This window comes from Bacteroidales bacterium (genome assembly GCA_014860585.1).
Classification (GTDB): Bacteria; Bacteroidota; Bacteroidia; order Bacteroidales; family 4484-276; genus RZYY01.
Window position 1 is genome coordinate 15,876 of the sequence record JACZJL010000012.1, and the last position, 23,023, is coordinate 38,898.

Annotated in this window: 20 protein-coding genes and 1 other RNA gene; 13 read left to right on the forward strand and 8 right to left on the reverse strand. The window is 42.7% G+C overall.

Features of this window, described 5'->3' with window-relative positions:
- Positions 1 to 143: 143 nt before the first annotated feature.
- Together IH598_01365 and IH598_01370 are read left to right on the forward strand one after the other, a co-directional pair.
- A complete protein-coding gene (locus tag IH598_01365; GenBank protein MBE0637153.1) occupies positions 144 to 905 on the forward strand; it encodes an endonuclease/exonuclease/phosphatase family protein in 762 nt (253 codons plus the stop codon).
- A 141-nt stretch (positions 906 to 1,046) separates the two neighbouring features.
- Complete coding sequence (locus IH598_01370; GenBank protein MBE0637154.1) at positions 1,047 to 1,514, forward strand: phosphoribosyl-AMP cyclohydrolase; 468 nt, start codon at positions 1,047 to 1,049, stop codon at positions 1,512 to 1,514.
- 63 nt (positions 1,515 to 1,577) lie between these two features.
- Here the strand turns inward: IH598_01370 and ffs are convergent.
- An RNA gene (ffs, locus tag IH598_01375) (signal recognition particle sRNA small type) lies at positions 1,578 to 1,677 on the reverse strand.
- Between the two features lie 109 nt (positions 1,678 to 1,786).
- Here ffs and IH598_01380 point away from each other — a divergent pair.
- Genes IH598_01380 through IH598_01395 form a run of 4 tightly spaced genes read left to right on the forward strand, consistent with a single transcriptional unit; the run spans position 1,787 to position 5,467 of the window.
- Positions 1,787 to 2,317 (forward strand): DUF4199 domain-containing protein, encoded by a 531-nt coding sequence (locus tag IH598_01380; protein ID MBE0637155.1) that lies wholly within the window; start codon positions 1,787 to 1,789, stop codon positions 2,315 to 2,317.
- A gap of 12 nt (positions 2,318 to 2,329) precedes the next feature.
- Positions 2,330 to 3,289 (forward strand): glycosyltransferase family 2 protein, encoded by a 960-nt coding sequence (locus tag IH598_01385; GenBank protein ID MBE0637156.1) that lies wholly within the window; start codon positions 2,330 to 2,332, stop codon positions 3,287 to 3,289.
- Entirely contained in the window at positions 3,282 to 4,448 is a 1,167-nt protein-coding gene (locus IH598_01390; GenBank protein ID MBE0637157.1) for a glycosyltransferase, read from the forward strand. Before IH598_01385 ends, IH598_01390 begins: the two co-directional genes overlap by 8 nt.
- On the forward strand, positions 4,445 to 5,467 hold the full coding sequence (locus IH598_01395) for a dehydrogenase (protein ID MBE0637158.1): 1,023 nt from the start codon (positions 4,445 to 4,447) through the stop codon (positions 5,465 to 5,467). Before IH598_01390 ends, IH598_01395 begins: the two co-directional genes overlap by 4 nt.
- A 116-nt stretch (positions 5,468 to 5,583) precedes the next feature.
- On the opposite strand, the gene IH598_01400 is transcribed toward IH598_01395, so the two are convergent.
- From IH598_01400 to IH598_01415, 4 genes are all read right to left on the reverse strand, one after another.
- Positions 5,584 to 6,783 (reverse strand): pyridoxal phosphate-dependent aminotransferase, encoded by a 1,200-nt coding sequence (locus IH598_01400; protein MBE0637159.1) that lies wholly within the window; start codon positions 6,781 to 6,783, stop codon positions 5,584 to 5,586.
- Between the two features lie 87 nt (positions 6,784 to 6,870).
- Positions 6,871 to 7,329 (reverse strand): DUF1573 domain-containing protein, encoded by a 459-nt coding sequence (locus tag IH598_01405; GenBank protein ID MBE0637160.1) that lies wholly within the window; start codon positions 7,327 to 7,329, stop codon positions 6,871 to 6,873.
- A gap of 259 nt (positions 7,330 to 7,588) precedes the next feature.
- Positions 7,589 to 9,172 (reverse strand): hypothetical protein, encoded by a 1,584-nt coding sequence (locus IH598_01410; protein MBE0637161.1) that lies wholly within the window; start codon positions 9,170 to 9,172, stop codon positions 7,589 to 7,591.
- A gap of 167 nt (positions 9,173 to 9,339) precedes the next feature.
- Positions 9,340 to 9,798, reverse strand: coding sequence for a hypothetical protein (locus tag IH598_01415; GenBank protein MBE0637162.1), 459 nt, complete (start codon positions 9,796 to 9,798; stop codon positions 9,340 to 9,342).
- Between the two features lie 147 nt (positions 9,799 to 9,945).
- Here IH598_01415 and IH598_01420 point away from each other — a divergent pair, with 147 nt between their 5' ends.
- The 3 genes from IH598_01420 (at position 9,946) to IH598_01430 (ending at position 12,919) form a co-directional block, all read left to right on the forward strand.
- Positions 9,946 to 10,479 (forward strand): hypothetical protein, encoded by a 534-nt coding sequence (locus tag IH598_01420; GenBank protein ID MBE0637163.1) that lies wholly within the window; start codon positions 9,946 to 9,948, stop codon positions 10,477 to 10,479.
- A 29-nt stretch (positions 10,480 to 10,508) separates the two neighbouring features.
- Complete coding sequence (locus tag IH598_01425) at positions 10,509 to 11,882, forward strand: BamA/TamA family outer membrane protein (protein MBE0637164.1); 1,374 nt, start codon at positions 10,509 to 10,511, stop codon at positions 11,880 to 11,882.
- Between the two features lie 161 nt (positions 11,883 to 12,043).
- Positions 12,044 to 12,919 (forward strand): MBL fold metallo-hydrolase, encoded by an 876-nt coding sequence (locus IH598_01430; GenBank protein MBE0637165.1) that lies wholly within the window; start codon positions 12,044 to 12,046, stop codon positions 12,917 to 12,919.
- Positions 12,920 to 12,978: 59 nt separating this feature from the next.
- Here the strand turns inward: IH598_01430 and IH598_01435 are convergent, their stop codons facing one another.
- Positions 12,979 to 13,998, reverse strand: a complete 1,020-nt coding sequence (locus tag IH598_01435; protein ID MBE0637166.1) for a branched-chain amino acid aminotransferase — start codon at positions 13,996 to 13,998, stop codon at positions 12,979 to 12,981.
- A 286-nt stretch (positions 13,999 to 14,284) separates the two neighbouring features.
- Here IH598_01435 and IH598_01440 point away from each other — a divergent pair, with 286 nt between their 5' ends.
- Positions 14,285 to 14,629 carry a hypothetical protein gene (locus tag IH598_01440; GenBank protein MBE0637167.1) on the forward strand — a complete coding sequence of 115 codons (345 nt, stop codon included), beginning with the start codon at positions 14,285 to 14,287 and terminating at the stop codon, positions 14,627 to 14,629.
- 5 nt (positions 14,630 to 14,634) lie between these two features.
- Positions 14,635 to 15,051 (forward strand): anti-sigma regulatory factor, encoded by a 417-nt coding sequence (locus tag IH598_01445; protein ID MBE0637168.1) that lies wholly within the window; start codon positions 14,635 to 14,637, stop codon positions 15,049 to 15,051.
- A gap of 93 nt (positions 15,052 to 15,144) precedes the next feature.
- On the opposite strand, the gene ftcD is transcribed toward IH598_01445, so the two are convergent.
- Both ftcD and IH598_01455 read right to left on the reverse strand, forming a co-directional pair.
- The gene (gene ftcD, locus IH598_01450; GenBank protein MBE0637169.1) at positions 15,145 to 16,842 is read right to left on the reverse strand and encodes a glutamate formimidoyltransferase; all 1,698 of its coding nucleotides are present in this window, start codon (positions 16,840 to 16,842) and stop codon (positions 15,145 to 15,147) included.
- A 260-nt stretch (positions 16,843 to 17,102) separates the two neighbouring features.
- Positions 17,103 to 18,359 carry an imidazolonepropionase gene (locus IH598_01455; protein ID MBE0637170.1) on the reverse strand — a complete coding sequence of 419 codons (1,257 nt, stop codon included), beginning with the start codon at positions 18,357 to 18,359 and terminating at the stop codon, positions 17,103 to 17,105.
- A gap of 270 nt (positions 18,360 to 18,629) precedes the next feature.
- Here IH598_01455 and IH598_01460 point away from each other — a divergent pair, with 270 nt between their 5' ends.
- Entirely contained in the window at positions 18,630 to 20,750 is a 2,121-nt protein-coding gene (locus IH598_01460) for a C10 family peptidase (GenBank protein ID MBE0637171.1), read from the forward strand.
- A 132-nt stretch (positions 20,751 to 20,882) separates the two neighbouring features.
- Positions 20,883 to 23,012 carry a C10 family peptidase gene (locus tag IH598_01465; protein MBE0637172.1) on the forward strand — a complete coding sequence of 710 codons (2,130 nt, stop codon included), beginning with the start codon at positions 20,883 to 20,885 and terminating at the stop codon, positions 23,010 to 23,012.
- Positions 23,013 to 23,023 lie beyond the last annotated feature (11 nt).

Genomic DNA, 23,023 nt, shown 5'->3' on the forward strand with positions numbered 1-23,023 from the left:
AAGTTGATCACTTTTTCGTCAAAAAAAAAGATACATTTGCATTCCATACATTCAATCCTATGAAAATGCTGCCAAAGATCATCGTATTGCTTTTTTGTCAACTCTTTTTATCAGTCATATTAATCGGTCAACCCATCAGGGTAATGACTTTTAACATCAGATTCGACAACCCAAATGATGGGAAAAATATCTGGGAAAACAGAAAAACTGAAGTTCTCGAATTGATAAAATATTATCATCCCGGTTTTTTTGGGCTTCAGGAAGCAATGAATAATCAGCTGGAATTCATCAATGACGGACTAAAAGATTATGCATTCATTGGCGTCGGAAGAGAGGACGGTAAACAGAAGGGTGAATATACTCCCATATTTTTTGACTCAACTTCATTTCAGTTGATCAGTCATCATACCTTTTGGCTTTCCGAAACGGCTGATGAGGTTTCTGTCGGTTGGGATGCTGCATTGGAAAGGATTTGCACCTACGGACTATTCATGGATAAGGAAACCGGAGATTCAATCCATGTTTTCAACACCCATTTCGACCATATGGGAAAGGTCGCTCGACTGATGTCAGCAAAACTGATAGAACAAAAGATCGACGGGGTTGCTTCAGGGAGTTCTTTTATCATCTTGATGGGAGACCTCAACTGTACTCCTGAAAGTGAGCCCTTTCAAGTATTACAGGAGGAATTGGATTACGGTGCTGAGATTTCCCTCAAAGGGCTTTATGGCCCAGATGGCACATTTAACGGTTATGTCGAAGACCTGGTAATGACCGAAAGGATTGACCATATTTTTACCCGGAATTTCAAAGTAAACAGCTACCGTCATATCGATGACAGGATGAAAAACAACGGTTACCTCTCCGATCACCTTCCGGTAATTGCTGAAATTGAGGTTAAATAGTTGAGGTTTTGTAATTTTCAACAAATCATTATGCTGAAAAAATCCAGACTTGATGCTAAATCCTAAACAATCAACATCAGGATAGACAACATTTTAGACATTCTTTTACAACATAATTTTGTCACTTTTAAAATTCAGGAAATGATCACAGAACAAGAAGTATTGGCTGCTCAAAAAAAATGGGCCGAAGGTGTTGTTGCTATTGGCCGTGCTTATCATGAGCATGGAGATTTTAAATCAGCAGCGCTTAACCACCTTGAACAATCCTATGGTTATGAATTGGGACCTGTTTTATTTAAACCGACAATGGCGCATGAACAGCCGTTTCGCACTGACCTTGAAGGCGCTCTTTCCTATTTTATCGGAGGGAACCCAATGTATGCCGAAGATCATGGTTTCGCGCTGAAGAACTGGAAAAAAGTCAGATGGGAAAATGCCGGGATAAAAATCTTTGAAAATATCGCATTGGCAATGGGTAACTATTATTTTACCCCTTCGGTTGGGGGTGAAGAAGTGAAGGTAGAGTATTCTTTTGCCTATTTAAAAAATGAACAGGGAAACCTTCGGATTATCCTGCACGACTCACACTTTCCTTTCAAAACGGGATAAATCATCATTTTTCACAAGAGATCTTTAGCTGATCAACTTTTCGAGGCTGAAAGATCAATAAAAAAAGGGTAAGCTACCTGCATCGCACCGCTACAACCGCCTACCCTTGCTGTCTTCCGACCCTGGGGGAATTCAGCAGGAGCTGGTCGTACAGGACTTACCCGCTGCAAAAATACTATTTTAAGTCTGCATAGGAACATTTTTTACTTTTTTTAGCTGATTTCTCGTTTTCGTGTGTACTTTTGCTCTCGTTAAACTTAAAATTTACCATCATGGAAGAAAACAAACCTTCAAACGTAAAAGTGGCCATCAATCATGGCCTGCTGCTCGGAGTGGCATTAATCCTGTTCTCACTGTTATTGTATGTCATTGGCATACCAATGGATAGCAAATTTCAATGGCTTGGCTACCTGGTAATGGTTGTCGGGGTAGTTTTGGGCATCAAACAATGGCGCGACAAATACAATGACGGATTTTTAACTTATGGGCAGGCATTTTCGAATGGTTTCCTAACGATTCTTTTTGCAGGTATTTTAACCTCAATCTGGTCATTGCTATTTTTCAGCGTGATAGCTCCAGGTGAAATTGATAAAATGATTGAAATTGCCGAGGAAAAAATGTATGAATCGCAGCCCAACTTAACTGATGAGCAGATAGAGATGGCATTAAGTTACAGTAAGATGTTCATGAGCCCGGTATGGTTGGCTGTTTGGGGCTTTATCGGTAATTTGGTTGGCGGAGCAATAATCAGTGCTGTCGTGGCCATTTTTATGAAAAAGGAAAAACCAATTTTCGAGGAATAGAAACTTTTCCGGATGAATTTATCACTTGTCATACCGCTTTACAACGAAGAAGAATCGCTTCCAGAGCTTGCCGCATGGATTGATCGTGTGGTAAAAAAGGAAGGACTAAGCTACGAAATCATATTTGTGGACGATGGCAGCAACGACCGGTCATGGCAGGTAATTGAGGAATTAAGCACCCAACATCCAAGTGTAAAGGGAATCAAGTTCAGGCGTAATTATGGCAAATCCGCAGCACTTAACAGGGGGTTCCTGATGGCTATGGGTGACGTTGTAATTACCATGGATGCCGATCTTCAGGACAGCCCCGACGAAATCCCTGAACTTTTCCGGCTTATAAATAAGGATGGTTTTGACCTGGTTTCGGGTTGGAAAAAAAAGCGGCACGATCCCATCGGCAAGCGATGGCCATCTAAGTTTTTCAACTGGACGGTGCGGAGAATTTCAAAGCTGAACCTGCACGATTTCAATTGCGGGCTGAAGGCTTATAAGCGTGAGGTCATAAAAACCATCGAACTCTACGGAGAAATGCACCGCTATGTTCCGGTAATCGCCAAATGGGCAGGATTCAGAAACATCACCGAAAAGGTGGTAAACCACAGCCCCCGCAAGTATGGTAGTTCCAAGTTCGGGGCCGAGCGCATGATCAAAGGATTCCTCGATCTGATCACCCTGACTTTTGTCGAGCGATTTGGCAAACGACCAATGCACTTCTTCGGTGTGATCGGTACATTGCTCTTTGTGATCGGCTTTATCATTGCCGGTTACCTGGTTTTCGCCAAGTTTTTATGGCAAGGTTACCGGATGACAGAACGCCCCCTTTTCTATTTCGGGCTGCTGGCCATGATCATGGGAATGCAGGTATTTTCAGCAGGATTTGTTGCCGAAATGGTGTCACGCAATTCGGGCAGACGAAATGAGTACCTGATCGAAAAAACCACTGGCTTATTGCAAAATCCTGAAGATGCCTGACAAGCAGCAATCTAAAAGCGTTGTGATCGTAGGCTCCGCTTATCCGCTAAGAGGTGGATTGGCAGCCTACAATGAACGATTGGCAGCAACTTTCCAGGATCAAAGCAATAAAGTTAAGATCATCACCTTTTCACTGCAATACCCTAACTTCCTTTTTCCCGGAAAAACACAGTACTCTGAAGATCCTGCACCAGTGGGCCTCGATATTGAAGTGGCCTTAAATTCGGTCAGCCCGGTCAATTGGTGCAAAGTTGGGAAAAAGATCAGCCGGACGAAACCCGACCTGCTAATCATCAAATACTGGATTCCCTTTATGGCGCCCTGCCTTGGAACCATTGCACGGATTGTTCGTAAAAACAGGAAAACACGGGTTGTTTCCATCCTTGATAATATTATTCCTCACGAAAAACGTCCCGGCGATAAACTTTTATCGGGTTATTTTGCCCGATCTGTTGATGGGTTTGTTGCCATGTCGAAACAAGTGATGAATGATCTGGATTTGTTTGACAAAACAAAACCCCGCGTATTTTGTCCGCATCCGCTATACGATCATTTCGGAAATTTACAGCATAAAAAAGACGCTTTGCTGAAACTTGGACATGATCCTGCCTTTAACTACCTGCTATTTTTTGGGTTTATACGCGACTACAAAGGGCTTGATCTTTTACTCGACGCCATGGCAGATGACCGCATCAAGACCATGAACCTTAAATTGATGGTGGCCGGCGAATTTTATACTGATTCAAAACCCTATTTTGAGCAAATCGAAAAAAATAAGCTCAGCAAAAGTGTGATCATGGCCAACGATTTCATCTCTGATAGCAAGGTAGCCGATTACTTCAATGCCTGCGACCTTGTGGTTCAGCCATACAAAGATGCTACCCAGAGTGGGGTCACACAAATTGCTTATCATTTTGAAAAACCCATGATTACAACCAATGTCGGAGGCCTGGCCGAAATCGTTCCTGACGGAAAAGTGGGTTTTGTAGTTATGCCTGAAGTGAAAGAGATTGCCAATGCCATTGTACGATTTTATACTGAAAAAAAGGAATCGGAGTTTATTGAAAACATAAAGGTTGAAAAACTGAAATACTCATGGGTTAAAATGCTGGAAGCCATTGAAAAGGTTTCTGAAATTGACAAAATAAACACCGAATGATCTATCGAAGTAAATCACCATTAAGGCTTGGACTGGCAGGGGGTGGCACCGATGTGGCTCCCTATTCCGACCTGTACGGAGGCGCTATTCTTAACGCCACGATCAGCATGTATGCTTACGCCACAATAGAACCTTTGCAAGGAAAGAAAATCATCCTGAATTCGCTGGATAAAACCATCGTTGTGGAGTTAGACAGTAAGATGGAACTTGATCTGGATGGTCGTCTCGATCTGCTTAAAGGTGTTTACAACCGTGTGATCAGAGACTTTGTAAAGGAGCCACTGTCATTTAAAATGACCACTTTTGTTGATGCACCCCCCGGATCAGGCCTAGGAACTTCTTCCACTCTGGTTGTAACCATTCTCGGGGCATTTGCAGCATGGCTAAAATTGCCCCTGGGTGAATATGACATGGCTCAACTGGCCTATCAAATCGAGCGGAATGACTTAAAAATGGCAGGAGGGAAACAAGATCAGTATGCAGCAACTTTTGGTGGTGTAAACTTTATGGAGTTTTACAAAGACGACAAAGTGATTGTGAATCCCTTGCGTATACGCAGCAAATACCTGAATGAGCTGGCGCACAATATGGTGCTCTATTTCACCGGGACCAGCCGTCTTTCTTCCAAAATCATCGAGGCGCAGCGACAAAATGTGATGTCGCACAACGAAAAATCTGTTGAAGCAATGCATCAGCTTAAAAAACAGGCCTTAATGATGAAAGAAGCGATTCTGAGAGGCGAACTCGAAAAAATCGGTGAAATACTCGATTATGGCTGGCGCTTTAAAAAACAAATGGCTGAGGGGATCACTAACCCTATGATTGACCAGATATATGATGCTGCAAAAGCTGCGGGAGCTACCGGTGGCAAAATCTCTGGCGCCGGTGGTGGTGGTTTTATGATTTTTTATTGCCCCGAAAACACCCGCTCAGAGGTGGTGAAAGCCATCGAAGCTTTTGGTGGACAGGTCAAAAGGTACGAGTTCACTGACAGGGGACTTACCACATGGTCGATATAACACGGAAAATTTAAATGACTGGTTGCCAATCCCCGGTAACATTGATCAAAAATTAAACCCCGCCTGCTCCTGGCAAACGGGGTTTTTATAGTCAAGTGAATCAGTTTTCCCTTTGGTTAAACAGTTCGCCCCGGGTAAACTTTCAGCGCTTCTTCCAGCACCTTCATTGCATTGGTCAGATCAGTAACATTTAAAACATAACTGATCCTGACCTCGTCTTTGCCACGACCTGGTGTGGAGTAGAATCCAGTTGCCGGCGCCATCATTACAGTTTCGTTCTTATAGTTGAAATCCTCAAGCAGCCATTGACAAAACTTGTCTGAGTTATCAATCGGTAATCTAGCGACTACATAAAATGCCCCTGATGGATTAGGACAAAAAGCGCCCTTAATTTTATTAATCGCATGGTAAACTGTATTACGACGCTTATGATACTCCTCAAGAACTTCTGTAAAATAATCAGTACCTGTGGCAATGGCAGCTTCGGCAGCAACCTGCCCGAAACTCGGCGGGCTCAGACGTGCCTGCGCAAACTTCATAGCTGCTGTCAATACCTCTTTGTTTTTTGTAATCATCACTCCGATCCTTACCCCACACATGCTGTAGCGCTTTGACACAGAATCGATGAGAATTGTATGCTCATCCAGCCCGTCAAGGTGCATCACCGAATGATGCTTTCTGCCATCATAACAAAACTCGCGGTAAACCTCATCGGCAATAAGGAAAAGGTCGTGCTTCAAAGCGATTTGCTTTAAAACTTTAAGTTCTTCTTCTGTATAAAGATAGCCTGTTGGGTTATTCGGGTTACAAACCAAAATCGCTTTTGTCCGGGGGGTAATTGCTTTTTCAAACTCTGAAATGGGGGGTAGTGCAAAACCGGTTTCGATTAATGAATTGATAGGCACCACGTTGATACCGGAGTTGACGGCAAAACCATTGTAGTTCGCATAAAATGGTTCAGGGATTATCACCTCGTCACCCGGATCCATGATTGACTGCATGGCAAACAGCAATGCTTCGGAAGCACCGGCGCCAACAATGATCTGGTCCACTGTAATATGAATGTTATTTTTGGCATAATAGCCCACCAGTTTTTCGCGATAGCTTGCGTTTCCGGCTGAATGGCTGTAAGCCACCAGCTTTTCCGAATAATTCCTAACTGCTTCGATGGCAATCTCCGGAGTTTTAATGTCAGGTTGCCCGATGTTAAGAAAATAAACTTTAATCCCTCTCTTCTTCGCAGCTTCGGCATAAGGAACAAGTTTTCTGATTGGAGAAGCCGGCATCCTTTTCCCTTTTTCTGATACTTTTGGCATTTCAATTTTTTTTGATGTTAAATAAAAAAACCGGCTCCTGAAAGCCGGCAATAATTCTTCATGGTGAAATAAAAATTCATCCAGTCTCTATTTTTCACCGACCGATTTCGGTTTTTCAGGCATAGCTCCCTGTTCCTGGTTCAATACCTGGCCTGAGATTCTCAGTACAACATTGTTATTTGAAGCGTTGGACTGCACTGTAACCGATTTATTGATTGTACCTACCCTATTGGTTTTGTATTCAACGTGAATTACATCGCTTTCGCCGGGAAGGATCGGCTCACGTGGCCATTTAGGAACTGTGCATCCACAAGATGAACGTACATTGGTGAGAATCAAAGGTTCTTTGCCGGTGTTGGTAAAGGTGAAAACACATTTCCCATCACCATTGTAAGGTATGGTTCCATAATCGTGCACCAATTTGTCAAAAGAAATCACAGGTGCGTTTGGATTTTCAGCTGGTTGCTCCTGAGGTGTTGTTTCAACCTGGGCAAACGAAACAAATGCAAACAACACTCCGACTGTAATGAAAAGAATCTTTTTCATGGTTCTTAATTTTTTAAAGTTGAACATTAGTTATTTTTATTGGCACAAAGGTAAAAAACTTCAATAACATGCAAGAAATATTGAAAAAAAATCAATATTTACAAAATGCAGGCCATGCAGTCCTGATTTTTTAATTCTGTCGGCTTGATAATATGACTATTAAATCACTGCAATAGTGCTCGCCAGAAAACAAACTGTATTTGATTTTCAAGATCAGGAGTTTTCAGGCAAGTACTAATTACAGAACTCCTGACCTCCATCAATTTAAATTAGCGGTAATTTTAAAAATCATTTTCAAATCAGTTCCTGGTAAGGTAGTCTCAGTTTGGTTTAGAATCAAAGCAAGTTCATTGGCAGCTATATTAAATCTGTTGGCCGACAATGAATGGAGAGTTACAGTCAAGGTTTTGTTTTTATCATCAGGTGTCAGATCAGCGCTGGATTGAATGATTTGTTTAACGACCATTCTTTTTTCATTGTCTGACTTTGCCAGGTAGGGAGCCATCCATTGAGCCACCGAAGATTCGGCGCGGTAGCAAATCATTTTGATTACATTCATCAATAGTTTACTTTCTGTTTTGAGTTTGTTGTACTGTTTTTGTTCAGGCATTTGCTTGATTTTCAGTCGGGGCATAAGTTGAGAACGTTGAGTTAATAATACTGTTTCCTGGGTTTTATAATTGTCAATTTGGGTTTTATATTCCATTTGTTTATTTGTTATAGCAGGCAACTCGTCCAATGGCTGGTCTATGGCTAATTGTGCTAATGGGAAGAAACGGGCTTGAAGGCGTTGTATCTTTTCCCTCAACTTTTTCAATTGGTGAGTCAGCCTGCGGTATTCGGGATTAACTATTTCTTTTTCGGGGTCAACGGGTTCGGTTCCAAAAGATACCATTTTGTCAAAATCATAATCCTGAATGAGGTATCGGAAGAAGTTTTCCTGGCACCATCGGCCAAACATACGCCCTGCTATGTAGGCGGTTTCTAAGGTAGGGTGTGTGGTAACAATGGACGTTTGATGTTCGTCTTGACCCAGCCGTCTGATTTCGCGGAACCGGTAACCGCCAAGTTCGGTTTGCTGCTCGCATAATTGCATGTTAACATTTTGCTGCAACACTGATACTATGGTACTTTTAAAGCATTCAACAGGCCATTTATCCTTTACATTTTTGCGGTAGGTTATGATGGCTATTTTGTACTTTTCCCATAGCCGTTGAAAGAATGCCGGCTCATAGGCTTCACGGTCAAAAATAAATGTACACACAGGTGTATCTTCGCCCGTAGCCTGCCGGGACAAAAGCGCTGTTTGTTGAAGTTGCGGGATGATTTGATGTTCAATAACGTTCTGTAGTTTTTCTGTCAGCTCTCCCATAACCATCATAACGGGCATTCCTTGTGCATCGTTCACCCAGTATTCTGTAGTAGCGCTCAGACAAAGTTTTTGTCTGGAAACATATTTTGCCGGAAGGTTGGCTTTGTCCCCATAATAAATCCGTACATGTCCATCGATGTACAGAAAATCAGCATCCGGAGATGAATCACCACTGTACCAATAATCAACCAGTATATTGTTCAGGTGTGTTGCCTGATGCTGATGAGTGAGCATAGATAGTTTGCTGCGCAAACATTTTACTTCCGGAATCCGATCCAATCCTATTATCCGTCCGATTTCACCAGGCTTGCATTGTTTGAGTTGTTCAGGATTCTTTATGCGCAAGAGCGCCATGAAAGCCAGTGTGAGAACGATGGATTCCAGACTGTAGTAAAAACGCTTCCCCCAGGTGTAAACATCTTTTGTCTTTAATAATCCCTGTGCCAGTAAAGCCGGTAACAAAAATAACACGCCGGCTCCAGTAAGGGACTGACTGTCCTCAAATTGTACATCGGCTGATGTTCCTTCTCCAAGGGAACAGGAAATGCGATCTTCTAAACGGGTTGTGGCTATGCCAAGAACAGAATCCTGATCCTGACGGTTGCGTTCACTCTGCGTACTCCCTCCCCAGGCAGGTGCTACCGGAATGCCGTTTTTTTTAAATACCCTTGCTTAATACCGTAACGTATGGCCGATTCCACCACACCTTCTTCTTTGGCAATACTGTAAACACTTTGCCCTTTATTGAGCTTTGACTGGATACGCTCACGCCGATCCCCAACTATCTTGTGCACTTTACCATGACGGGCATCTGGCCCAAAAAATCCAGCCTCGCCTTTAGCCAGAAACTTTTTATACGCCCGGCTTACACTGTCTTCGCTAACGCCGAAGGCACGCTCTATATCCACTTTACGGCATAAGCCCTGGTATATAAAATTGCTCGTGATAAACCGAAAGGCATCATTGTCTTCTTTACCATGAGAGTAAACCGGCAAACCATTCACCAGATATTGGATAATACCGTCTCGCTCATAGACTCCTACACTAGGGGTGATGAGTTTAGTCTGAATTGGAAATATGGGTAAAAGTAGTTGCATTTGGCAAAATTACCGCTTTTCCTGTTTGCGGCAGCTTTGCCTGGATTACCTTTTTTTATTAATTGGGGTCAGGAGTTCTGAATTAAGTTGATGAATTTACGGGTATGTCAATTTTTATACTTTTGACCAAATTTAAAATTATCACCAATGATCAGATCATTTACTTTTTTACTCACCGCCGCTTTGATGGGTTTGGTACTTGTGTTTTCATGTGCAACCCAAAAAAATGACAAAAAATCTGAAACCGTGAAACAGGAAATTAAACCATCAGGAGTACCTTCGCCCCCGGCAATTGTTTACAAAACCAAAGAGGATTACCATCAACTGGTACCGGTGATCCTTTCAGCCGATAAGAAGAAAATCGTCTCCTTCCCTGCGCAATCCGATATCCGCATTAATGAAAAATTTCCTTATCCTGATCCTTTGGAAAATGGATACCTGCTCGATAACAGGGGCATAAATCAGCATGCCGCCTTCCTGAAATTTTCCTATGAGGACTATTATAATATGGACAACATACCCACCGCTGAGCGGTTGATGAATTACATACTTGATGATGATCCCTTCATCGAAATGTATGAAGTTGGCCGCCGTAGTCAATTTAAGAATCTGATAGAGGAGATAAATCAGATGATCAAGGAGGGAAAACTTTCTGAGATGAAAAATCTGCTCGATGATTGAGCAGGTAAATGGTAGACCCCCGAACCATCATGACAAAAACCCTAAAGTTCCTGCTCCTCATTATTAGTCTCTTTCAGATTCAGAATCTGACTGCATCAACAGATTCTACTTCTGTTGCAGAAAATGGAGATGAAATTATTAAAAGGGGTTGGAATTTTGGAGTTTTACCGGCAATCTCATATGATAATGACCTGGGATTCCAGTATGGCGGTCTCATTAATTTGTACAATTATGGAAATGGCAGCCGGTATCCTGTTTACGACCACTCCTTCTACCTTGAAATATCAGCCTATACCCGCGGGAGTGGCATTTACCGGTTTGCCTATAATTCAGACCGTTTGATCCCGAAGATTGAGGTTTTCCTCGACATAAGTTACATACCCAATCAGGCCTATAATTTTTTCGGTTGGAATGGGTATGAAGCCGTTTACAACCAGCAATGGGAGGATAACAATCAGCCGGAGGATATTTACAGATCGGGTGTTTTTTACCGGTATGAAAACAAGATGTTCCGGTTTAAAACCGATTTTCAGGGGGAAATCCATAAGGGATTCAGCTGGTTGGCCGGTATGCAATGGTACGACTATGCTGTTGGTTCCGTGGATATTGACAAGTTGAATAAAGGAAGAGATGAGGATGAAAGACTTCCGTCGCTAACAGAACAGCCGGGGTTATTCGATATGTATAAGGAATGGGGGCTGATTCAGGCGGATGAAGCTAATGGAGGTTCAATCACCTTACTAAAGGCGGGATTGCTTTTTGATACGCGCGACAACAAACCAAACCCAATGACCGGAATATGGTCAGAATTGGCTGTGGAGGCTGCTCCGGCATTATTGGGTACATTCAACTCCGGGTATGCAAAACTCAGTCTTATTCATCGCCAGTATTTCACCCTGATTCCTGATGATCTTTCATTTGCAGCACGCCTGGCAGTCCAGGCCAATTTAGCCGGAGACGCACCGTTCTGGATTCAACCTTTGATGATTACTACAATGCTGCGCGGAGCAACTGAAGAGGGTCTTGGCGGGGTGAGGAATCTGCGCGGAATCCCGCGAAACCGTATCGTCGGCGCTGGTGTAGCATATGGAAATGCTGAGTTGCGTTGGAAATTCTTCAGAACCCGACTGTTCAGTCAAAATTTCTATTTCGGTTTGAACTCCTTTTGTGACGCCGGACAGGTGATTCAAAAAATTGATATCGGGGAGAAAGTTAAAGCACTCAACTTACCCGACCAAGCTGATTATTTCAGTTTTGGAAGCGAACAACTGCATATCACTTATGGATTGGGATTACGCGTTGCCATGAACCAGAATTTTATCCTGGCCGTTGACTGGGGAAAAAGCGCTGATGAGCGCGACGGAACAAGCGGCTTCTATGTAGGCTTGAACTATCTATTTTAGTAAAAGCCCTTTTTATTTTTCAATCCAAGCAAACTCCTATAAATTTCTTATTCATTGATTTAACCTGAGGAACATGCAGGATTCCATAAAACGCCGGTTTTAAACAAAAGCCCTCTCTCATGTGTTCTTTTTCCAAAATCTCACCTTTAATAATCAATCTGATGAAGAACTTAATTTTCTTTTTACTGTCAATCCCACTATTTGGTTTCACTCAGCGGGATTATACCAAAATGCAGATCAACCATGCTGAACTCACACCGGGCGTGCATCGTTTGTTCGTTGGAGATGTGGTATCTGTTGTAGCATTTGACGGCCCTGATGGCCTGATGCTTTTTGATGCCGCTTACGAACAAACCGTCTCTCATCTGCGGGATACACTGAAGCGCATGTTTAACAAACCTGTCCGATACCTTGTCAACACCCATCTTCATGGAGACCATACCGGAGGTAATGTTGAATTCGGTAAAGAAGCCGACATCATCGCGCACCATTCGGTTAAAACATGGCTGGCCTCCGACCGTAAGCAAGGTGAACGGGTGCCCGGACCTATGCCTGAGAATGGACGGCCAAATATCACTTTTGAAGGCACGTTGAATATGGAATTCAATGGTCAGGAAATCCAGATGCGCCACCTTGAGGGTGGACATACTGCCGGTGACGTAATTGCTTTTTTACCTCAATCCAATGTACTTGTATTGGGAGATCTTTTATTTGCTGATTACTTTCCTTACATTGATACCGGACAGGGAGGAAACCCGATGACATTTTTAAAACATCTTCAATGGATTTCAGGTTATTACCCGGACGATGCCATCCTTGTTGGAGGCCATGGTCCTGTCTACAACATGTCGCAACTTCGCAATTATATTAACAATCTCAAGGAGACGATCGAAGTTGTTACAGCAGGGAAGGAAAAGGGAATGTCAGTTGAACAGATAAAAGAAGAGAAGATCCTGAATAAATGGGAGTCTTATGGAGCATTTTTTATTACTGCGGACAAGTGGATAGAAACTGTTTATCCTTTCATCGGGCAATAGCAAACATAAATATTTAAAGAAAATTGAAAAGCCGGAAACAAAAATTTCCTTCTTTCCAATTACTCCACAATGGTATTCCATCCATAAATATCCTCTTCGGTTCCTTCCTGGATACCACGCAGTTTGTTATAAAGTTTTGTACTTATCGGTCCCGGGTTTCCGTCTTTACAGTACTCATAAACCTTACCTCCATCTCTGTCCACAATTTTCCCTATGGGTGAAATCACTGCTGCAGTTCCGCAAGCACCAGCTTCGTCAAAATCGCCGAGTTCGTCAATAGCAACATGACGCAGTTCGATGTTCATTCCCATGTCTTTTGCAAGTTGACGCAAACTCATATTGGTTATTGAAGGCAGAACTGATGGTGAATCAGGTGTAATATAGCTGTTTCCTTTTATGGCAAAGAAGTTGGCGGGTCCGGCTTCATCAATGAACCTGCGATCGGCAGAACTTCTGAAAATCACGGAAGCAAAACCCTCCTTTTTACCTCTGTCGAGTGCTTTAAGGCTGGCAGCATAGTTACCACCTACTTTAATATGACCGGTTCCAAACGGTGCTGCCCGGTCATAATCTCCAATTACCTGCAAAGTTACAGGCTTAAATCCCTCCTTGAAATACGGCCCGACCGGACCAACAAACACCATAAGCAAGTACTCTTTGGCAGGTTTTACACCGACTTCAGGGCCGGAACCTATAAGCAACGGCCTCAGGTACAAAGCAGCACCCAGCCCATACGGCGGCACGTACTTCTCATTCAGCCTGATGACTTTGAAAATCATTTCGCCGAACAACTCAACCGGCGGCACCGCCATCATCACCCCCTCGGCAGAGCGCTGCATTCGCTTTGCGTTTTCTGTCCAGCGGAAAATCCGGATTTTCCCATCTTTACCCCTGAAAGCTTTCATCCCCTCGAAGGCTTCCTGGCCATAATGAAGACCAGTGGCAGCCATGTGCAGATTGATGTACTCGGACGAAGAAATTTCCACTTCGCCCCATTCGCCGTTCCGGTTGTAACAACGTACGTTGTAATCGGTTTTGAAGTAGCCAAATGGCAGGCTTTTCCAATCTATATTTATCATCGTATTAGCATTTAATTAAAAATTCAAGGCGCTAAATTATAAAGAATTCTCTGGTAAAAGACCTTACAAAATCAAATTATCAGTAAATTAGAATCAGATTAAATAGCATAAGTTGATTTCTGGTAATAAACTTTCAAATGAAATTCCTGACTGGCAATATTTCATCCATTTAAACGGTGAATGGTTTTCTTGCTTAACATTGCTAATTTTGCAGCCTGCATTTTGGGAGGGGTTTTCCTGCGTTCAACAGATTAATTGAAGAAAACAGTACCAAGAATTTGATTTGATGACTATAAAAGAGCTAATAGAAATAATTGACGGGCAAATGGTTTGCGGCAATCCGGACTCCAGCCATGAAGTGAATGAAGCTTTTGCATCCGACCTGATGAGCGATGTCCTTACACTCGACCATTTAAACCCGCTTCTGATAACCGGACTGAGCAATTTGCAAACCATCCGGACAGCCGAAATGGCAGATATCCGCGTGATTGTGTTAGCGCGGGGGAAAAAAGCAACCGAAGAAATGATCGAACTGGCAACCGAACACGGCATGACCCTGATCGAAACCCCCTTTTCGGTGTTCAGAACCAGCGGAATGCTTTACCAACATGGTATTAAACCAATTTACTAATCATCATGCAGTTTGAATTTGAGGTTGAAGGGGGGAACTTTAGCAAGGCTGGAACTGCTTCCAGCGAAGTTAAAAAGATTCTTAAACAGTTGAGTGTTGATGATAAAATCATTAAAAGGATTGTTGTTGCAATTTATGAAGCGGAAGTCAATATTGTTGCCCATGCTTATAAAGGTTGGATACTGGCGGATATTGATCTCGATCGCATCAAAATCATTCTTGAAGACGAAGGTCCCGGAATCCCCGATATTGAAAAAGCCATGGAAGCAGGTTTTTCAACAGCTTCAGCCAAAGTAAGGGAAATGGGTTTTGGGGCCGGAATGGGACTGCCAAATATCAGAAAAAATGCTGATGAATTCAGGATCGAAAGTGAAGTTGGAAAAGGAACAAAATTGAAGATTGTAGTGTTTTTTAAGGCTTAACTCGCAGGAAGGACTGAGTTGCCGGTTGTGTCAAAAAAAAGCAAATAATCCCTTCAATGGATTTCAATCGTACCAGAATAAATATGGACTGAATTATTTTCCCATTTCTGCAATTTTCCTGTCAACAATCTGAACAATTTCTCTTTCGAATTCTTCAGCTAATTTCTCCATAGCAGCCCCCTGATCAATCAGCTTTTTCACAAACTCATTATCATCAATTCCACCGGCGTTAATCCGGACGTTCATGAAAGCGCCACGGACGGCAGTTCTTGCACAGAGGGCTCCCACACCGGCATCGGATACGGAGTTGGGATTTCCTGACACAGCCATCGCTTTCATGATTTCCATGGATTCGCAAGACCTCTTCATGACGCGAAAGGGGATCTCCATGGCATATTTCGAAGCCTCCTGAATGGCTTGTTTACGTGTTTGCTTCTCCTCATCGGTTCCTTTTGGTAATCCGAATGCATCCATGATCTTGTTGAATGCACGGGTATCTTCATCCACCAGGTAAAGTAGTTCATCCTTGATGGCCTGCCCTTTTTCGGCCCAATCGGAAAATTCCTCCCAACGTTCATCCCAGCCCCGCTTGTGTGATGATAAATTTGCTACCATAGTTCCGAGTGAAACACCAAGTACACCTGCATAAGCTGAAATCGATCCACCACCGGGGGCAGGGGACTCAGATGCTGTTTCATTGGCAAACCCGCGCAGGTTCAAATCAACCAGCTTTTTTTCTTTATCCCCGGCAATCAGGTATTCGATGATTTTTTCTTTGGGATTGAACGGCTTTAGATCGTCCAAACCTAAAGATTTTACCGCAATCTTTATCAGTTCCTCTTCCGATACTCCGACCGATCGCTCTTGTTTACGCAGGAAATATTTCCCTGCATCCAGCATGGCCCTGAGAGGAATTAATCCAACAAGTTCAGAACCGGTGACCCTGATCCCACGCTCCTGGGCCTTTTTGCAAGCCTCTTCAAAAGCAACATGTACAGGAGTAATACTGATATTTGTAAGGTTGAGCGAAATCTGTGCAATACCGTATTCTTCAATAAACCAGCCGATTCCTTTCACCGACTTCAAAGTACCCGGAATATTAACCGGGTTTCCATTTTCGTCCTTTACAATCTTTCCTGTTACCGGGTCGCCTTCCCGCATCACGCGGCCTCGCTCACGAATGTCGAAAGCAATTGAGTTTGCGCGGCGGGTTGACGTGGTGTTCAGGTTAACATTATAGGCTACCAGGAAATCACGCGCACCAACAGCAGTTGCTCCTGATCTTGAATTAAATTTTGCCGGGCCAAAATCGGGTTTCCATTCCGGCTTTGCGAGTCTCTCCTGAAGTCCTTCATATTCACCAGAGCGGCAGGTTGCCAAATTACGGCGCTGATCGGTAAAGGCTGCATTCTCATAACAATAAACCGGTATTTCCAGCTCCTCCCCTATTCGCTGAGCCAGCTTGCGTGCAAAAGCTGCCGTTTCTTCCATCGTTATATTGGCCACAGGCACTAATGGGCAAACGTCTGTCGCTCCCATCCGGGGATGCTCTCCCTTGTGCCTGGACATATCAATTAGCTGGGATGCTTTTTTCACAGCCAGAAATGCCGCTTCGATCACTTCTTCCGGTGTGCCGACAAAAGTCACAACTGTGCGATTTGTAGCTGCACCGGGGTCAACATCAAGCAGTTTCACGCCTTCAACGGTTTCAATCTGATCGGTGATTTGTTTGATTATCCCCATGTCCTTGCCTTCGCTGAAGTTGGGAACACATTCGATTAATTTTTTCATGCGCTGGAATTATTTGATTTTAAATTTTTCTGCAAAAATAATGAACCAAAACGATTGGGTAAGATGATGGGAAGAAAGTTGTAACGATTGTCGCCGAATGTGCGGCATTGTTGGGTTGGCAGGCAATTTTTCAGAACAGTGAAGGTTTAAATGGACTACCAGAAAAGATTGTCAGGTTGAGTTCAACCCATTAATCCAAAGCAACATTTACCTCATGCACTCTGCGTACTTAATGAATTTTCAGTGATACAAGCACTTTTTTACTTTACCTCCCCATTCAGAATTACTGTTTCAACTTTATTGCTGCCATAGTAATAAGGCAAATACTGGTAAGTAGGAATTGGTCTGGTAATAAAAACATTGGCTTTTTTCCCTACTGCAATACTGCCGAGTTCTTCACTCAGATCCATTGCGTACGCTGTGTTTATTGTGGTTGCATTGATCCCTTCCTCGGGTGTCATACGATACAGGATGCTTGCCATCGAAAGGATCAGCTGCATATTTCCCGAAGGAGATGATCCCGGATTAAAATCACTGGCCATTGCAACAGGTAACCCGGCATCAATCATTTTCCGCGCAGGAGCATAAGGCATGTTCAGGAAAAATGCAGCACCCGGAAGAATGGTTGGCATGGTCTCCGAACCAAGCAATGCTTCAATTTCAGCATCGCCGGTATATTCAAGATGATCCACCGATAGCGCATTATATTTTACCCCGACCTGAATTCCACCTGAGAAATCGAGTTCATTTGCGTGAATTTTTGGTCTGAGGCCATATTTCATCCCGGCATTTAGTATCCTGTCTGTATCCTCCACCGTAAAAAATCCACGATCACAAAAAACATCAATATAATCCGCCAACTCCTCAGAAGCTACCACGGGAATCATTTCATTAATGATTAAATCCACATAATCTGACTGTCTGCCCTTATAATCCGAATGAACAGCGTGAGCACCCAGGAAAGTGGATTTTATGGTCAGAGGTGAAAGTTCTTTCAATTTTCTAATCACACGCAACATCTTCAACTCTGATTCTGTAGTTAATCCATAACCGCTTTTAATTTCAACAGCACCGGTGCCAAAAGTGATGATTTCGTTAAGTCTCTCCAAAGCTGATTTCACCAGTTCTTCTTCCGAAATATCCTGCATTCGTCGCGCTGAATTCAGAATTCCGCCTCCCCGCTTAGCAATCTCTTCATAAGACAGCCCTTTGATTTTGTCAATGTATTCGATCTCACGGCTTGCCGGATAAACCAAATGTGTGTGCGAATCACAGAATGAAGGCAAAACCATCTTTCCTGAAGCATCCACCTGCTGTGCCTTTTTGAGCAACCTGGCATTCACTGCAGAGTTCAATGCCTCCATCTTACCAAAGGCTGCAATCAATCCGTCCGAGATAAATAAAAATGCATCCTTTATCGTTTCAATATTGCCCATATCCATACCGGCTACCCATTTTTTTGGTTGATGCTCAATTTGAACAAGTTCCTTAATATTTTTAATTAAAATGCTTTTCATCAGTAGTGTTTTAAAATTCTTGCAAAAATAATCCAACCCGTGGAATTTTTCCCAAAAATCAGATTTTAAGCAGAGTAATGTATTGTTTTCACGAATTTTTCTGGTAATACAACTAAGAAGTTCATTTAGGTTAAAAGTTATCATTAAAAGTTACAATTTAAAAAAAATTGTACTTTTGGCCTTTGATTTCTTGATGAATTATTCCCATTTGCTTACCAAGGATATAAATATCAGACAATTAACTTTAACTAACATCAAATCATTATTCCCATGAAATTCAAAAGTTTACTCCTGATGCTCGTGCTCTTTTTCAGCGTCGCCTTTCTATATGCCGAAAAGGTGGAAGTTGGTGAGGCTCAAAAAGTAGCTACTCGTTTTTATAACGAAAAATTTGCTGTCAATCACCCTGGCAGTGATGTTTCATTTTACATTGTCGAAACACATGTAATCGAAAATGAAGGCATTGACGTCGTTTATGTATTCAATTTCAACAATAACGGTTATGCGGTAGTTCCTGCCGATGACAGGCTTTATCCTGTTGTTGGATTCTCGTTTGTGACTACATTCGATCCCGAAACAGCACCTGACAACTGGAAATATGTGCTCAATAATTTTGGAGCACAGGTAATCCATGTGCGCGAAAATAATGTTGAAGCAGCACCTGAAGCTGCCGCTGCATGGGCAAACCTCAGAGGGGAAGAACCAGAAAACCTCTCATTCCTGGCCAACACGCGTGATATTCCAATAATGATGACAGTTCTCTGGAACCAGGATTATCCCTACAATTACTTATGCCCACCAGATCCGCAAGGTCCTGGCGGTTACGTTTATGCCGGCTGCGTTGCCACAGCCATGTCGATGATCATGTATCACTGGCGGTTCCCATATACTGGAACCGGAAGCAAAACTTACTATGCATCCGGTTATGGATCTTTAACAGCCAACTTTGGCGAAGCCTACTATAATTACGAAGCCATGGTAAACAGTACCGGAAACATTCCTAACTACGATGTAGCTTTACTTCAATACCATTGCGGTGTTTCTGTTAGTATGATGTATGGTCCGGATGGATCAGGCGCCTATAGTGACGATGTTGCTCCGGCAATCAAAAACTACTTCAAATACTCCAATAACGCACAATATATCCAAAGGGGAGGATGGGCAGCCTGGCAAGCGTACCTGAACCAGCAAATGGAACTGCTGCAGCCAGTTTATTACTCAGGACAGGATGCCAGCGGAGGTCATGCTTTTGTGGTTGACGGTATGCAGGAGCAAACCGATGAAACATTCTATCATTTCAACTTTGGTTGGGGTGGTTCAGCCAATGGTTGGTATCTTTGTACAGATGCCGGAGGATTTACGACAAATAATGCCATGGTCAGGAACTTTATTCCGGATCAAACCATCTATCCATACAGCCCGCCTGAAGAATTGGTTGAACTCAACTTTCTGAACGGAACCATTGAAGATTGCAGCGGACCTAAACATAACTATGAGCCAAATGTAAATAGCAGATGGCTGATCTCTCCGCAAAACGAAACCGATTCAGTTTCCTATATCAGAATTACCTTCGACCGTTTTGAAACACAGGAAAATGCAGATTTTGTCAGAATTTACGACGGTGAGGATGAAAGTGCACCTTTGCTGGGAGAATTTTCCGGAGCCACAATCCCCGATGTTGTTAACTCAACAGGCAACAAAGTGTTGATTACTTTTACAACCGATGCTACTGAAGAGGCCAACGGCTGGTTCATTTCCTACAAAGCATTCCAACCCACATGGTGTACTGGTCTCACTGCCCTTACTGATCCAAACGGAACATTTGACGATGGAAGCGGTTCGTTCTATTATAACAACGGATCAACCTGCATGTGGACCATTCAACCACAATATGCAACCAGTACAACGATCATGTTCAATTATTTCGACACTGAAGCCGGAAAAGACTTTTTGAAAGTTTACGACCTTCAATCACAACAACTGCTGGCAAACCTTTCAGGACAAACTATTCCCGATCCGATAACTTCTCCGAGTGGTAAGTTTTATCTGGTATTTTCATCCAATAATGCTAACAGAGGATTGGGATGGGAAGTCTATTACGAAGCTGAAAACGTTGGTATTTCTGAAAATGATGAGATTTTCAACAACCTTTCCATTTATCCAAATCCGGCTCATGAACAGTTGAATATCTCTTTTATTTCAACTCAGAGCAAGCAAGTTGCTATATCATTGGTTAATATGACAGGTATCGCAGTTTATTCGGAAATCATTAATTCTCGCCAGAGTGCATTCATCGAAAGTATTGATATTTCAAACCTGGCAAAAGGTGTTTACATCCTACGCCTGCACTCCGATGAAAAAGAATTGGTAAGAAAAATTGTAATCGAATAAATCACAATGATATAGAAGTTTTTTATTTCATAATCATGACTTTTATTTGGGAGCGGCACATTAACGTGTCGCTCTTTTTTTTTCTGCTAAACCGGTTTTTAGTAAAAAGCTATTTTTGAAAAAAATACTGTCATGAAAAAACTTATTCTATCATTTTTCTCAGGTTTGCTGACCTTGATGTTGATTGCACAATCCAATTCTAAAGTCGATCCTTTAGAAGCACAGCTTGTTGCTGTCAATTTTATTAATGAACGATTTTGGGATCATCAGGTAATTACCAGTGCTCAATTTAAAGTTATTGAGATAGTTCCAAATTACGAACAAGAGATGCTACTTTATTATGCAATAAATTTTGAGAATGGGTTTGTTTTGGTAGCAGGAACAAGGAATGCTTGGCCTGTTTTAGCTTATTCTCCACAGGGCAAATTCAGTCAGCCTGATGAGGAGAAAAATGTCGGAGCTTGGCTTAGACAATACCAGGATCAGATCATTTTCTCACTGAACAATCCTGCAGAAGTAATACCAGAAATTGATCATGCATGGGAAAAGTATTTGTCTCCGGAATTCTCCATCAAAAACATGCATGCATTGAAATCTGTGGAACCCCTGCTCACTTCAAAATGGAACCAGGGAAAGTTTTATAACGAGCTTTGTCCTGTCGACCCCGGTGGACCGGGAGGTCGTTGCTACGCAGGATGTGTGGCCACAGCAATGGGACAAGTGATGTTCTACTTCAGGCATCCTCAAACCGGGATGGGTTCCTATTCCTATTACCTTCCGGAGTATGATACCATTTCTGCAAATTTTGAGAACACAACCTACCGTTGGCAGGAAATGGTGAACCAACTATCGGGAAGTAATCTCGCAGTGGCTGAGTTGCTGTTTCATCTGGGTGTTTCGGTGGACATGGTGTATGGACCTGACGGCTCTGGAATGTATAACCACAAAGCCGCCTACTCGCTGCGCACCTATTTCAAATACGCACCTGAAACGCAGTATGTCTATCGAGACAGCACCAATATGGACTGGGATAGTCTTTTGATCTCGCACCTCGACCGGAACATACCGATGTATTATGCAGGCTGGTCAGAGCCAAACCTCTATGGACACGCTTTTGTAGTAGATGGCTACCAGGACGGGGGTTATTATCATTTCAACTGGGGATGGGGCGGTAGCTATGACGGTTATTTTTACACCAATGAACTCACACCCGGCGGCTCAAATTTCAACCTCGCACAGGAATTGATCATCCATTGTGTCCCTGATACGATTAACCATGTCTATCCCGATTATTGCGAGGGATTCACCGAACTTACAAACCATGAAGGTACTTTCGGTGATGGAAGCGGTCCGATTTATTATTATGCAGCGAATAGCCAGTGCTCATACCTGATCAATCCGCAAAATGAAATGGATTCGATTACCTGCATTACGCTTTCATTCCAGCGATTTCATCTTGAAGAAGACGATTACCTCAGCATTTTTGATGGGCAGGATGACAACGCCCCTCTGATCGGAACGTTTTCAGGTGAAACGATCCCTGACGCTGTCACATCTTCTGGAAATCAATTGTTTCTTCTCTTTTTATCAAATCCCCGCGGTTCGGCCAATGGATTTTTTGCCAGCTATCAGACACAAAAGCCGGTATGGTGTAGCGGCATGACAACATTGACAGCCTCGGAAGGATGGATTTCGGATGGAAGCGGTTCGTTCTATTACAACAACGGCAATACTTGTATGTGGTATATCAACCCGGAAGGTGCATCGGAGGTAACCCTGAATCTTACAATGATTGATACTGAACCGCTTAATGATGTTATCAAAGTCTATGACCCAACCAACAACCAGTTACTGGCGCAATTTTCAGGCTATTTTGAGCCGGGAAATTTACCGGAACCAGTCACGGCATATAACGGAAAGATGTTCATCACTTTTACTACCAACAGTTACGTCAGAGGTAACGGTTGGGAAGCGTATTACACTACTGACCTAACCTTTGTTGACGAAAAACAAACGGCTGATGGCCTTTTTTTGTTCCCTAATCCTGCATCAGAACATGTTATTATCAAATGGAAAACGGATAAAGATAATCCTCAATACCTGGTAATTCTGAACCATTTTGGGGTGGAAGTTAGAAAAATCCCATTAAATACTGACCAGGATATGTTCGAATTGAATACATCAACACTTACACCGGGGTTGTATTTCATTAAGATTGAATACTCAAAAGACCAAATAATCAGTAAGTTGACAATTATTTAACCGTGAACAAC

Coding starts and splice junctions, on each gene's coding strand:
- IH598_01365 (MBE0637153.1), top strand. CDS start 144: ATGACTTTTAACATCAGATTCGACAACCCAAATGATGGGAAAAATATC.
- IH598_01370 (MBE0637154.1), top strand. CDS start 1,047: ATGATCACAGAACAAGAAGTATTGGCTGCTCAAAAAAAATGGGCCGAA.
- IH598_01380 (MBE0637155.1), top strand. CDS start 1,787: ATGGAAGAAAACAAACCTTCAAACGTAAAAGTGGCCATCAATCATGGC.
- IH598_01385 (MBE0637156.1), top strand. CDS start 2,330: ATGAATTTATCACTTGTCATACCGCTTTACAACGAAGAAGAATCGCTT.
- IH598_01390 (MBE0637157.1), top strand. CDS start 3,282: ATGCCTGACAAGCAGCAATCTAAAAGCGTTGTGATCGTAGGCTCCGCT.
- IH598_01395 (MBE0637158.1), top strand. CDS start 4,445: ATGATCTATCGAAGTAAATCACCATTAAGGCTTGGACTGGCAGGGGGT.
- IH598_01400 (MBE0637159.1), bottom strand. CDS start 6,783: ATGCCAAAAGTATCAGAAAAAGGGAAAAGGATGCCGGCTTCTCCAATC.
- IH598_01405 (MBE0637160.1), bottom strand. CDS start 7,329: ATGAAAAAGATTCTTTTCATTACAGTCGGAGTGTTGTTTGCATTTGTT.
- IH598_01415 (MBE0637162.1), bottom strand. CDS start 9,798: ATGCAACTACTTTTACCCATATTTCCAATTCAGACTAAACTCATCACC.
- IH598_01420 (MBE0637163.1), top strand. CDS start 9,946: ATGATCAGATCATTTACTTTTTTACTCACCGCCGCTTTGATGGGTTTG.
- IH598_01425 (MBE0637164.1), top strand. CDS start 10,509: ATGACAAAAACCCTAAAGTTCCTGCTCCTCATTATTAGTCTCTTTCAG.
- IH598_01430 (MBE0637165.1), top strand. CDS start 12,044: ATGAAGAACTTAATTTTCTTTTTACTGTCAATCCCACTATTTGGTTTC.
- IH598_01435 (MBE0637166.1), bottom strand. CDS start 13,998: ATGATAAATATAGATTGGAAAAGCCTGCCATTTGGCTACTTCAAAACC.
- IH598_01440 (MBE0637167.1), top strand. CDS start 14,285: ATGACTATAAAAGAGCTAATAGAAATAATTGACGGGCAAATGGTTTGC.
- IH598_01445 (MBE0637168.1), top strand. CDS start 14,635: ATGCAGTTTGAATTTGAGGTTGAAGGGGGGAACTTTAGCAAGGCTGGA.
- ftcD (MBE0637169.1), bottom strand. CDS start 16,842: ATGAAAAAATTAATCGAATGTGTTCCCAACTTCAGCGAAGGCAAGGAC.
- IH598_01455 (MBE0637170.1), bottom strand. CDS start 18,359: ATGAAAAGCATTTTAATTAAAAATATTAAGGAACTTGTTCAAATTGAG.
- IH598_01460 (MBE0637171.1), top strand. CDS start 18,630: ATGAAATTCAAAAGTTTACTCCTGATGCTCGTGCTCTTTTTCAGCGTC.
- IH598_01465 (MBE0637172.1), top strand. CDS start 20,883: ATGAAAAAACTTATTCTATCATTTTTCTCAGGTTTGCTGACCTTGATG.